Consider the following 13,174-nt stretch of genomic DNA (forward strand, 5'->3'; position numbering starts at 1 on the left):
GTGATTTCTTAACATCGCCGCCTCTCTGGAGTGTGGGGCAGTTAAACCCCTGTAAATTCAATACCTGGCCACGGAGGCTGTCATGCTCAGTATCTTCAAACCTGCGCCGCATCGGGCGCGTCTGCCAGAGGCAGAAATTGATCCGCTATACCGTCGTCTGCGTTGGCAAATCTTCCTGGGGATCTTCTTCGGGTACGCGGCGTACTACCTGGTGCGTAAAAACTTTGCGCTCGCCATGCCGTATCTGGTGGAGCAGGGTTTTTCTCGTGGCGATCTGGGGTTCGCGCTGTCGGGGATCTCTATCGCTTACGGTTTTTCCAAATTCATCATGGGTTCAGTGTCCGATCGCTCGAATCCACGCGTGTTCCTGCCTGCGGGTCTGATCCTGGCGGCAGCGGTGATGCTGTTCATGGGCTTTGTGCCATGGGCAACCTCCAGCATCGCCGTGATGTTCGTGCTGCTGTTCCTCTGTGGCTGGTTCCAGGGAATGGGGTGGCCGCCTTGCGGGCGCACCATGGTGCACTGGTGGTCGCAGAAAGAGCGTGGCGGCATCGTGTCGGTGTGGAACTGTGCGCATAACGTCGGTGGTGGTATTCCACCTCTGCTGTTCCTGCTGGGGATGGCGTGGTTTAACGACTGGAAAGCCGCGCTTTATATGCCTGCCTTTGGTGCCATTCTGGTGGCGGTTATCGCTTTCGCCCTGATGCGTGACACGCCGCAGTCCTGTGGCCTGCCGCCGATTGAAGAGTACAAAAACGACTATCCGGATGATTACAGCGAGCAGCATGAAGAAGAGCTGACGGCCAAACAGATCTTCATGAAGTACGTCCTGCCCAACAAACTGCTGTGGTATATCGCGGTGGCCAACGTCTTCGTGTACCTGCTGCGTTACGGCATCCTCGACTGGTCACCTACCTATCTGAAAGAGGTGAAGCATTTCGCGCTGGATAAATCCTCCTGGGCTTACTTCCTCTATGAATACGCCGGGATCCCGGGGACGCTGATTTGCGGCTGGATGTCGGACAAAGTATTCCGGGGTAACCGTGGTGCGACGGGCGTCTTCTTTATGACGCTGGTGACCATTGCCACCGTGGTTTACTGGCTCAACCCGCCGGGTAACCCATCAATCGATATGGCCTGTATGATCGTTATCGGCTTCCTGATTTACGGCCCGGTGATGCTGATTGGTCTGCATGCCCTGGAGCTGGCGCCGAAGAAAGCGGCAGGTACGGCAGCCGGCTTTACCGGTCTGTTCGGTTATCTGGGCGGTTCGGTCGCGGCGAGCGCCATTGTGGGCTACACCGTTGACTTCTTCGGCTGGGACGGCGGCTTTATGGTGATGATTGGCGGTAGCGTGCTGGCGGTGCTGCTGTTGATTGTGGTGATGATTGGTGAAAAACGTCATCACGCCGAAATGCAGGCGCGTCGTCAATAAGGAGAAGGCTGATGAAATTAACTTACGTAGCAACGGGCCTACTGGTGGCGGGCCTGATGACAGGTTCAGCGCTGGCTAACGAGAAAATAGTTATCGCCCATCGCGGCGCAAGCGGCTATCTGCCAGAGCACACGCTCCCGGCAAAAGCGATGGCCTATGCGCAGGGGGCTGATTATCTCGAGCAGGATCTGGTGATGACCCGTGACGACCAGCTGGTCGTCCTTCATGACCACTATCTTGACCGCGTGACGGACGTGGCTGAGCGTTTTCCGGCCCGCGCCCGCAAAGATGGTCGCTACTACGCCATTGACTTTACGCTGGATGAGATTCGTTCGCTGAAGTTTACCGAGGGTTTCGAGGTTGAAAACGGCAAGAAGGTGCAGGTCTATCCGGGACGTTTCCCGATGGGTAAATCTGATTTTCGCATTCATACCTTCGAAGAAGAGATTGAGTTTGTTCAGGGACTGAACCACTCAACCGGGAAAAACATCGGCATCTACCCGGAGATAAAAGCGCCGTGGTTCCACCATCAGGAAGGGAAGGACATTGCCGCGAAGACGCTGGACGTGCTGAAAAAGTACGGCTACACCAGCAAGCGCGACAAAGTCTATCTGCAGTGTTTTGACGCCGCTGAGCTGAAGCGCATCAAAACCGAGCTGGAGCCAAAGAGAGGGATGGATCTCAATCTGGTACAGCTGATTGCCTACACCGACTGGAATGAAACTCAGGAGAAACAGCCCGACGGCACGTGGGTGAATTACAACTACGACTGGATGTTTAAGCCGGGCGCAATGAAACAGATCGCGCAGTACGCCGACGGTATCGGACCGGATTACCATATGCTGGTGGCGGAAGGCTCAACGCCAGGCCACGTCAAGCTGACGGCAATGGTGAAAGAGGCGCATGCCAGCCATATGCAGGTTCATCCGTATACGGTGCGTGCGGACCAGCTACCGGCTTATGCGACGGACGTAAACCAGCTGTACGACGTGCTGTATAACCAGGCCGGGGTGGACGGGCTGTTCACCGATTTCCCGGATAAAGCCGTGCAGTTTTTGAAGTAAAAGAAAAAGGGCCGTAAGGCCCTTTTTTATTTCGCCCGGAGGGGCGGTTTACATCTCAATCTCTATATCGCCTTTTGCCCGGCAGCAGCAGGGCAAAATTTCACCTTCGTTGATGAAGGCCAGCGGTTCGGTCAGCCAGTCCACTTGTCCGGCGACTAAACGGCAGCGACATGAGCCGCAATAGCCTGAGCGGCATTGATACTCCACTTCAACCTGATGCGCCTCAAGCGCAATCAACAGGGAAGGGTGTTCTTCCCGGCACAGCACTTCGGTACCGGAAAGGCTAAGCGTTACGCGGCTCATCAGAGCTGGAAGTCGCTCAGGTCGTCGGTGTTAACTTCAGAGTCAATCTGCCCGACCAGATAAGAACTGACTTCCACTTCCTGTGGCGCAACCTGCACGTTATCGGATACCAGCCAGGTGTTGATCCACGGAATTGGGTTAGAGCGGGTTTTGAACGGCAGCTCAAGCCCGACCGCCTGCATACGAATGTTGGTGATGTACTCAACATACTGGCACAGGATGTCTTTGTTCAGGCCAATCATGGAGCCGTCGCGGAACAGGTAGTCTGCCCACTCTTTCTCCTGCTGAGCGGCCAGCACGAACAGGTCATAGCACTCCTGTTTGCACTCTTCGGCAATCTCAGCCATCTCCGGATCGTCTGTACCGCTGCGCAGCAGGTTCAGCATATGCTGGGTGCCGGTCAGGTGCAGGGCCTCGTCACGGGCGATCAGACGGATGATTTTGGCATTACCTTCCATCAGCTTGCGTTCTGCAAACGCGAAGGAGCAGGCGAAGCTCACGTAGAAGCGGATGGCTTCCAGTGCGTTAACGCTCATCAGGCACAGGTAAAGCTGTTTCTTCAGCGCACGCAGGCTCACGGTGACGGTTTTGCCGTTCACGGTGTGGGTGCCTTCGCCCAGCAGATGCCAGTAGCTGGTCATCTCGATCAGTTCGTCGTAGTAGTGCGCAATACCTTCAGCACGTTTCTGGATCTGCTCGTTAGTGACGATATCGTCAAACACCACCGCCGGATCGTTAACGATGTTGCGGATAATGTGGGTGTAAGAGCGGGAGTGGATGGTCTCAGAAAACGCCCAGGTTTCCACCCAGGTTTCCAGCTCCGGAATGGAGATCAGCGGCAGCAGCGCCACGTTCGGGCTACGGCCCTGAATGGAGTCCAGCAGCGTCTGGTACTTCAGGTTACTGATGAAGATATGCTTTTCGTGCTCCGGCAACGCCTGGAAATCGATACGATCGCGAGAGACGTCAACTTCTTCCGGGCGCCAGAAGAAGGAGAGTTGCTTTTCAATCAGCTTTTCGAAGATGTCATATTTTTGCTGATCGTAGCGTGCCACGTTGACCGGTTGCCCGAAGAACATCGGCTCTTTGAGCTGGTCGTTTTTCGTCTGTGAAAAGGTGGTGTATGCCATGAATTGGAGTCCTGTCTTACGAAATAAAGGCGGGGATATCCCCGCCCTTCATTAGATCTTACATGCGCCGCTTTCGCAGCCATCGTCCTGAATTGACGGTGCCATGTCATCCTGAGCGTCTTCCGCACCATCACGGGTGTTGTGATAGTACAGGGTTTTCACACCAAATTTGTAGGCGGTGAGCAGGTCTTTCAACAGTTGCTGCATCGGTACCTTGCCAGACGGGAAGCGCGTCGGGTCGTAGTTGGTGTTAGCAGAAATCGACTGGTCGATAAACTTCTGCATGATCCCCACCAGCTGCAGGTAACCGTCGTTGTTTGGCATTTCCCACAGCAGCTCGTAGTTGTCTTTCAGCAGCTCGTAGTCAGGCACAACCTGACGCAGAATACCGTCTTTCGACGCTTTAATGCTGACGTGGCCGCGCGGTGGTTCAATACCGTTGGTGGCGTTAGAGATCTGCGAAGAGGTCTCAGACGGCATCAGGGCAGACAGCGTGGAGTTACGCAGGCCGTGAGTCTTGATGGATTCACGCAGCGCTTCCCAGTCCAGATGCAGCGGTTCGTTAGAAATCGCATCCAGGTCTTTCTTGTAGGTATCGATCGGCAGAATGCCTTTCGCATAGGTGGTTTCGTTGAACCACGGGCACGCGCCTTGCTCTTTCGCCAGCTCGTTGGAGGCTTTCAGCAGGTAGTACTGAATCGCTTCGAACGTTTCGTGGGTCAGGTTGTTCGCGCTGCCGTCGGAGTAACGCTTACCGTGTTTCGCCAGCCAGTAGGCAAAGTTGATAACGCCGATACCGAGGGTACGACGGCCCATCGCTCCACGTTTTGCCGCCGGGATTGGGTAGTCCTGGTAATCCAGCAGGGCATCCAGCGCACGCACGGCCAGCACCGCCAGTTCTTCCAGCTCTTCCAGGCTCTTGATAGCGCCCAGGTTGAAAGCAGAGAGGGTGCAGAGCGCGATTTCGCCGTTTTCGTCGTTAACATCTTCCAGCGGTTTGGTCGGCAGGGCGATTTCCAGGCACAGGTTAGACTGGCGCACTGGCGCAACCACCGGGTCAAACGGGCTATGGGTGTTGCAGTGGTCAACGTTCTGAATGTAGATACGGCCGGTAGAGGCACGTTCCTGCATCATCAGGGAGAACAGGTCAACCGCCTTAACGCGCTGCTTACGGATGCTGTCGTCTTTTTCGTATTTGGTGTACAGACGCTCGAACTCATCCTGATCGGCGAAGAACGCGTCATACAGGCCCGGAACGTCGGACGGGCTGAACAGGGTGATGTCTTCACCTTTCAGCAGACGGGTGTACATCAGCTTGTTGATCTGTACGCCGTAGTCCATGTGACGAACGCGGTTGCCTTCAACGCCACGGTTGTTTTTCAGTACCAACAGGCTTTCCACTTCCAGGTGCCACATTGGGTAGAACAGGGTGGCTGCACCACCGCGTACGCCGCCCTGAGAGCAGGATTTTACCGCGGTCTGGAAGTATTTGTAGAACGGGATACAGCCGGTGTGGAACGCTTCACCGCCGCGAATCGGGCTACCCAGTGCACGGATGCGACCGGCGTTGATGCCGATACCGGCACGCTGGGAGACATATTTCACGATGGCGCTGGAGGTCGCGTTGATGGAATCCAGGCTGTCACCACACTCGATCAGGACGCATGAGCTGAACTGACGGGTTGGGGTACGCACGCCAGACATGATTGGCGTAGGCAGAGAAATCTTGAACGTGGAAACCGCATCGTAGAAACGCTTCACGTATTCCAGACGGGTGTCACGCGGGTAGTTAGAGAACAGGCAGGCGGCCACCAGAATATAGAGGAACTGGGCGCTTTCGTAGATCTCACCGGTCACACGGTTCTGAACCAGGTATTTGCCTTCGAGCTGCTTCACCGCCGCGTAAGAGAAGTTCATGTCGCGCCAGTGATCGATAAACCCGTTCATCTGCTCGAACTCTTCTTCCGTATAGTCTTCCAGCAGATGCGTGTCGTATTTGCCCAGCTCAACCATTTTCACCACGTGATCGTAAAGCTTTGGCGGCTCAAACTGGCCGTACGCTTTTTTACGCAGGTGGAAAATCGCCAGACGTGCAGCGAGGTACTGATAATCCGGGGCTTCACGGGAGATGAGATCCGCCGCAGCCTTGATGATGGTTTCGTGGATATCAGACGTCTTGATGCCATCGTAGAACTGAATGTGAGAGCGCAGTTCAACCTGGGAGATAGATACGTTATTCAGTCCTTCTGCTGCCCAGTCGAGAACACGATGGATTTTGTCCAGATTGATACGCTCGGTGGTACCGTCGCGCTTAGTCACCAGCAGACTCTGATTCATGTGGGTTTTACCTGTCCGTGAAATAAAAAATATCCCCCGCTTATCCACAGATCCGTCTTGTGACTAACTCTGTGGATAAATACTACATATAGGGGGTTTGCGATAAGAAAAACGCTATATGGTGAGTATTCTAGTATCGAATCTTTTCAGCACAAGGGTTGATTTTGACGTTAAATTGAGGTTGTCAAAGGGTAAAAAAGGCTAAGTCCTCGTACCGTAAGGCCTGGAAGAGATGTCAATAATTAAGAAAAAAAATTCAAAATTTGATCGAGTGCTGATTTCTTCAACGGGAGGTCAGAATTGCGCAACATGATGTCGCGCAATCTTTATAAGAATAATGGATGACGTCAGTCGTTTTTGGCGGTTGTATGCAACATATAGTTAACATCTACACCCGGTGCGAGTTTGAATTTATCGGTCAATGGATTGTAATGCAGACCGGTGATGTGCTGCTCCTTGAGCCACGTCTGATCAACCCAGCTCAGTAATTCAGCAGGCTTGATGAATTTCTTCACGTCGTGCGTGCCTTTTGGCACCATACGCAGCACATACTCCGCCCCGACGACCGCCATCAGCCAGGCTTTTCCGTTTCGGTTGATCGTTGAGAAGAAGACCTGGCCGCCCGGTTTCACCAGTTTTGCACAGGCGTGAACCACGGACTGGGGGTCGGGAACGTGCTCCAGCATCTCCATACAGGTCACCACGTCGTACTGATGGGCATGCTTCGCCGCATGTTCTTCGACGGTTTCCTGCACATATTCCACCTGCACTCCAGATTCCAGCGCATGAAGACGGGCAACCTGCAGCGGTTCAAAGCCCATATCCAGACCGGTGACGGTGGCCCCTTCGCGCGCCATGCTTTCTGCCAGAATGCCGCCGCCGCAGCCGACGTCGAGCACTTTCTTACCGAACAGGCCGCCGGAACGCTCCGCGATATAGCCCAGGCGCAGCGGGTTAATGCGGTGCAGAGGTTTAAACTCACCTTCGAGATCCCACCAGCGGGATGCCACCGCTTCGAATTTGGCAATCTCTTCATGGTCAACGTTGTGAGCCACCGGGGATTTTTCGGCATTCATGGGCGCTTTTACTCCTTATTTTGCAAGACTTCGGAGTATATCAGCCCGCGCGGTTGAATAAAGCTTATTGGTTTACCTCAATCACCGCGGCTGTGTTATAATTTGCGACCTTTGAATCCGGGATACAGTAGAGGGATAGCGGTTAGATGAGCGACCTTGCGAGAGAAATTACACCGGTTAACATCGAGGAAGAGCTGAAGAGCTCCTATCTGGACTATGCGATGTCGGTCATTGTTGGCCGTGCGCTGCCGGACGTCCGCGATGGCCTGAAGCCGGTACACCGTCGCGTACTATACGCCATGAACGTATTGGGCAATGACTGGAATAAAGCCTACAAAAAATCTGCCCGTGTCGTTGGTGACGTAATCGGTAAATACCATCCCCATGGTGATTCCGCGGTGTACGACACTATCGTCCGAATGGCGCAGCCATTCTCGCTGCGTTACATGCTGGTAGATGGTCAGGGTAACTTTGGTTCTATCGACGGCGACTCCGCCGCGGCAATGCGTTATACGGAAATCCGTCTGGCGAAAATTGCCCATGAGCTGATGGCTGACCTGGAAAAAGAGACGGTTGATTTCGTTGATAACTATGACGGCACGGAACGCATTCCGGACGTTATGCCAACGAAAATCCCTAACCTGCTGGTGAACGGTTCGTCCGGTATCGCCGTCGGTATGGCAACCAACATTCCACCGCATAACATCACGGAAGTGATCAACGGCTGCCTGGCCTATATTGAGGATGAAGACATCAGCATTGAAGGGCTGATGGAACACATCCCGGGTCCAGACTTCCCGACGGCGGCGATCATCAACGGTCGTCGTGGTATTGAAGAAGCGTACCGCACCGGACGTGGCAAGATTTATATCCGTGCCCGCGCCGAAGTGGAAGCGGACGCCAAAACCGGCCGTGAAACCATCATTGTTCACGAGATCCCGTATCAGGTGAACAAAGCGCGTCTGATTGAAAAAATCGCCGAGCTGGTAAAAGAAAAACGTGTTGAAGGCATCAGCGCGCTGCGTGACGAATCTGATAAAGACGGCATGCGCATCGTGATTGAAATCAAACGCGACGCGGTGGGCGAGGTTGTACTGAACAACCTGTATTCCCAGACTCAGCTCCAGGTCTCCTTCGGTATCAACATGGTTGCATTGCACCATGGTCAGCCGAAGATCATGAACCTGAAAGATATTCTGAGCGCGTTTGTGCGTCACCGCCGTGAAGTGGTGACTCGCCGTACTATTTTCGAACTGCGTAAAGCCCGCGATCGTGCGCATATCCTTGAAGCGCTGGCCGTTGCACTGGCAAACATCGACCCAATCATTGAGTTGATTCGCCGCGCACCAACCCCTGCGGAAGCGAAAGCGTCTCTGATTGCCCGTCCGTGGGATCTGGGCAACGTGGCCGCCATGCTGGAACGCGCTGGCGACGATGCTGCGCGTCCTGAGTGGCTGGAGCCTGAGTTCGGCGTGCGTGACGGTCAGTACTACCTGACTGAACAGCAGGCCCAGGCGATTCTGGATCTGCGTCTGCAGAAACTGACCGGCCTTGAGCACGAAAAACTGCTCGACGAATACAAAGAACTGCTGGAACAGATTGCCGAGCTGCTGCATATCCTGGGTAGCGCAGAGCGCCTGATGGAAGTGATCCGTGAAGAGCTGGAACTGGTCCGCGATCAGTTCGGCGATGAGCGTCGCACCGAAATCACGGCGAACAGCTCTGATATCAACATTGAAGATCTGATCAACCGCGAAGATGTGGTGGTCACCCTGTCTCACCAGGGCTATGTGAAGTATCAGCCGCTGACCGACTACGAAGCACAGCGTCGTGGCGGTAAAGGCAAATCGGCAGCACGTATTAAAGAAGAAGACTTTATTGACCGTCTGCTGGTGGCAAACACCCATGACACGATCCTCTGCTTCTCAAGCCGTGGTCGTCTGTACTGGATGAAGGTCTATCAGCTGCCAGAAGCGAGCCGTGGTGCACGTGGTCGTCCAATCGTGAACCTGCTGCCGCTGGAAGCGAACGAACGTATCACCGCGATTCTGCCGGTACGTGAGTACGAAGAAGGCGTGAACGTCTTTATGGCGACCGCCAGCGGTACCGTGAAGAAAACCGCGCTGACCGAATTCAGCCGTCCACGTTCTGCCGGTATCATCGCGGTGAACCTGAACGACGGTGACGAACTGATTGGCGTTGACCTCACCTCCGGTTCTGATGAAGTGATGCTGTTCTCCGCCGCCGGTAAAGTGGTGCGCTTCAAAGAGAACGCGGTTCGTGCGATGGGCCGTACTGCAACAGGTGTTCGTGGTATCAAACTGGCCGGTGAAGATACCGTCGTTTCCCTGATCGTTCCGCGCGGTGAAGGTGCTATCCTGACCGTCACGCAGAACGGCTACGGTAAACGTACTGCCGAAAGCGAATACCCGACCAAGTCTCGTGGCACGCAGGGCGTTATCTCTATCAAGGTTACCGAGCGCAACGGATCCGTTGTGGGTGCGGTACAGGTAGACGATGCCGACCAGATCATGATGATCACGGATGCCGGTACGCTGGTGCGTACACGCGTATCTGAGATCAGCGTGGTTGGCCGTAATACTCAGGGTGTGATCCTCATCCGTACCGCGGAAGATGAAAACGTCGTGGGTCTGCAGCGTGTAGCTGAGCCTGTGGATGACGAAGAGCTCGACTCCATCGACGGTAGCGTCGCAGAAGGTGATGATGAAATCGCACCAGAAGCCGATACCGAAGATGATGCAGCGGATGACGCTGACGAGTAATGTCTCCTGATGCAAAAAGGGCCGGTTTCCGGCCCTTTTCTTTTGCACAAGCAGATAAGTGAACGTTGCGACAAGGCGCGTTTACCGCTACCTTAACCACATTCTTTTTGACCCCGACGGCGGAGCCTCGCCCCTTTGAAATACCTCGTCTCCTTTCGTACCACGCTGAAAGTCTCTCGCTATCTGTTTCGGGCGCTGGCGCTCTTGCTTTGGTTGCTGGTGGCATTATTGTCGGTGTTCTACATCGTTAACGCCCTTCATCAGAAAGAAGCGGAGATCCGCCAGGAGTTTAACTTAAGCTCCGATCAGGCCCAGCGCTATATTCAGCGAACGTCCGACGTGATGAAGGAGCTGAAGTACATTGCCGAGAATCGCCTGACCGCGGAAAACGGCATTCTTGCCATCCGTGGGCGTAATGACAAAACCGAAGTACCGAATTTCGAGCCGCTGTTTCCGGATTCCGATTGCTCTGCGATGGGCAGCACCTGGCGTGGTTCACTGGAGTCGCTCTCCTGGTTTATGCGCTACTGGCGTGACAACTTTTCCGCCGCCTATGATCTGAACCGCGTCTTCCTGATTGGCAGTGAAAATCTCTGCATGGCCGACTTTGGCCTGCGCGATGTGCCCGTTGAGCGCGATGATGCGCTGAAAAGCCTGCACGAACGTATTGTGAAATATCGCAATGCGCCGCAGGACGAGCGCGGGAATAACATCTTCTGGATAAGCCAGGGGCCACGTATGGGCGTGGGCTATTTCTACGCCCTCACGCCGGTCTATCTGGGCAATCGTCTGCAGGCGCTGCTGGGGATTGAACAGACCATTCGCATGGAAAACTTCTTCACGCCGGGCAGTCTGCCGATGGGCGTGACCATTCTGGATGAAAACGGACATACCCTGATCTCACTTGCCGGTCCGGATAATCGACTGAACGTCGACCCGCACTGGATGCAGGAGCGGTCGTGGTTTGGCTATACCTCAGGCTTCCGTGAGCTGGTGCTTAAAAAGAGTTTGCCGCCTTCGTCACTGAGTATTGTCTATTCGCTGCCCGTGGATATGGTGCTTGAGCGGATCCGCATTCTTATCATGAACGCGATTTTGCTGAATCTGCTGGCCGGGGGGGCGCTGTTTACCCTGGCGCGAATGTATGAGCGCAAAATCTTTATACCCGCCGAAAGCGACGCCCAGCGGCTGGAAGAGCACGAGCAGTTTAACCGCAAGATTGTCGCCTCGGCGCCGGTGGGGATCTGCATCCTGCGCACGCAGGACGGGACCAATATCCTCAGTAACGAGCTGGCGCATAACTACCTGAACATGCTGACGCATGAGGACCGACAGAGGCTGACGCAGATTATCTGTGGCCAGCAGGTGAACTTCGTTGACGTGCTGACCAGCACGCACACGAACCTGCAAATCAGCTTTGTGCACTCCCGCTATCGTAATGAGAACGTGGCAATTTGCGTCCTGGTTGACGTCTCGGCGCGTGTGAAGATGGAAGAGTCCCTGCAGGAGATGGCGCAGGCCGCCGAGCAGGCCAGCCAGTCGAAATCCATGTTCCTTGCCACCGTCAGCCACGAGTTGCGTACCCCGCTGTACGGGATTATCGGTAACCTTGATCTTCTCCAGACCAAAGAGCTGCCGAAAGGGGTCGATCGCCTGGTGACGGCGATGAATAACTCCTCCAGCCTGCTGCTGAAAATCATCAGCGATATTCTCGATTTCTCCAAAATTGAGTCGGAGCAGCTGAAAATTGAGCCGCGGGAGTTCTCTCCGCGCGAGGTGATGAACCACATCAGCGCCAACTATCTGCCGCTGGTGGTACGTAAACAGCTGGGCCTCTACTGCTTTATTGAGCCGGACGTGCCGCTGACGCTGCATGGCGATCCGATGCGTCTGCAGCAGGTCATTTCTAACCTGCTCAGTAACGCCATTAAATTTACCGATATCGGCTGCATTGTGTTGCACGTGTGCCGGGCAGGGGACTACCTGAGTATTCGCGTGCGTGATACCGGCGTGGGTATCCCGGCGAAGGAAGTGGTGCGTCTGTTTGACCCGTTCTTTCAGGTCGGTACCGGCGTACAGCGTAACTTCCAGGGGACCGGGCTGGGTCTGGCGATCTGTGAGAAGCTCGTGAGCATGATGGACGGCGATATCTCCGTTGATACCGAGCCAGGCATGGGCAGCCAGTTTACTATCCGCATTCCGCTCTATTCTGCCCAGTACCCGGCAAAAGCGGTGGTGGACGGCCTGAGCGATAAGCGCTGCTGGCTGGCAGTACACAATGCCTCCCTGAATGATTACCTGACGGCGCTTCTTACCCACAGCGGCGTGCGCGTGTCCCGCTATGAAGGGCAAACGCCGGATGTTGACGATGTGCTGATCACCGACGAGGTGCTGGAACAACCCTGGCAGGGCAGAGGGGTGGTTCACTTCTGCCGTCGCCATATCGGTATTCCGGTCGAACGAGCTCCGGGTGAATGGGTGCACAGCGTGGCGACGCCGCATGAGCTCATGAGCCTGCTGGCACGTATTTACAGCGTGCAGCTGGAAGATAGCGACGGGGCGACGGAGTTGCCGTCACCGGATGCGCTGGCATCGCTGAATGACGATATGATGATTCTGGTGGTGGATGACCATCCGATTAACCGTCGCCTGTTGGCAGACCAGCTGGGTTCGCTTGGCTATCAGTGCAAAACCGCCAATGACGGCGTGGATGCGCTGAATGTGCTGAGTAAAAACCACATTGATATCGTTCTTAGCGACGTCAACATGCCGAATATGGATGGCTACCGTCTGACGCAGCGTATACGCCAGCTTGGCCTGACGTTGCCGGTCGTGGGCGTGACGGCGAATGCGCTGGCGGAAGAGAAACAGCGCTGTCTGGAGTCAGGGATGGACAGTTGTCTGTCGAAACCGGTGACGCTGGACGTTCTGAAACAGACGATCTCCGTGTATGCGGAGCGGGTCAGAAAAGCGAGAGTATAAAAAAAGGCCCGTCAGGGCCTTTTTTGTTGTTTCCCTCACACGCCGGGAGGGGGGAGGTGAGGCC

8 protein-coding genes are annotated in these 13,174 nt (G+C 54.9%); 4 read left to right on the top strand and 4 right to left on the bottom strand.

The features are described 5' to 3' along the window. The first annotated feature begins 82 nt into the window (after window positions 1–82). On the top strand, window positions 83–1,435 hold the full coding sequence (glpT, locus tag AM410_RS14390) for a glycerol-3-phosphate transporter (RefSeq protein ID WP_025203601.1): 1,353 nt from the start codon (window positions 83–85) through the stop codon (window positions 1,433–1,435). An 11-nt stretch (window positions 1,436–1,446) separates the two neighbouring features. After that, window positions 1,447–2,499, top strand: coding sequence for a glycerophosphodiester phosphodiesterase (gene glpQ / locus AM410_RS14395; RefSeq protein WP_108647989.1), 1,053 nt, complete (start codon window positions 1,447–1,449; stop codon window positions 2,497–2,499). A 48-nt stretch (window positions 2,500–2,547) separates the two neighbouring features. Here glpQ and yfaE read toward each other — a convergent pair whose 3' ends face one another. The 4 genes from yfaE to ubiG form a co-directional block, all read right to left on the bottom strand. Continuing rightward, complete coding sequence (gene yfaE / locus AM410_RS14400; RefSeq protein ID WP_014170967.1) at window positions 2,548–2,802, bottom strand: class I ribonucleotide reductase maintenance protein YfaE; 255 nt, start codon at window positions 2,800–2,802, stop codon at window positions 2,548–2,550. Then, on the bottom strand, window positions 2,802–3,932 hold the full coding sequence (nrdB, locus tag AM410_RS14405; protein ID WP_014170966.1) for a class Ia ribonucleoside-diphosphate reductase subunit beta: 1,131 nt from the start codon (window positions 3,930–3,932) through the stop codon (window positions 2,802–2,804). Before nrdB ends, yfaE begins: the two co-directional genes overlap by 1 nt. A 51-nt stretch (window positions 3,933–3,983) precedes the next feature. Further along, window positions 3,984–6,269, bottom strand: a complete 2,286-nt coding sequence (gene nrdA, locus AM410_RS14410; protein ID WP_108647991.1) for a class 1a ribonucleoside-diphosphate reductase subunit alpha — start codon at window positions 6,267–6,269, stop codon at window positions 3,984–3,986. Window positions 6,270–6,616: 347 nt separating this feature from the next. Continuing rightward, the gene (gene ubiG, locus AM410_RS14415; protein WP_014170964.1) at window positions 6,617–7,345 is read right to left on the bottom strand and encodes a bifunctional 2-polyprenyl-6-hydroxyphenol methylase/3-demethylubiquinol 3-O-methyltransferase UbiG; all 729 of its coding nucleotides are present in this window, start codon (window positions 7,343–7,345) and stop codon (window positions 6,617–6,619) included. 146 nt (window positions 7,346–7,491) lie between these two features. On the opposite strand from ubiG, the gene gyrA reads away from it, so the two are divergent. Together gyrA and rcsC are read left to right on the top strand one after the other, a co-directional pair. After that, window positions 7,492–10,128: a DNA topoisomerase (ATP-hydrolyzing) subunit A gene (gene gyrA / locus AM410_RS14420; RefSeq protein ID WP_014170963.1), complete on the top strand. Its 2,637-nt coding sequence runs from the start codon at window positions 7,492–7,494 to the stop codon at window positions 10,126–10,128. Between the two features lie 135 nt (window positions 10,129–10,263). Continuing rightward, window positions 10,264–13,110 carry a two-component system sensor histidine kinase RcsC gene (rcsC, locus tag AM410_RS14425; RefSeq protein ID WP_014170962.1) on the top strand — a complete coding sequence of 949 codons (2,847 nt, stop codon included), beginning with the start codon at window positions 10,264–10,266 and terminating at the stop codon, window positions 13,108–13,110. Window positions 13,111–13,174: the final 64 nt, after the last annotated feature.

It is taken from the genome of Enterobacter cloacae complex sp. FDA-CDC-AR_0164 (assembly GCF_003071645.1).
Taxonomy (GTDB): domain Bacteria; phylum Pseudomonadota; class Gammaproteobacteria; order Enterobacterales; family Enterobacteriaceae; genus Enterobacter; species Enterobacter ludwigii.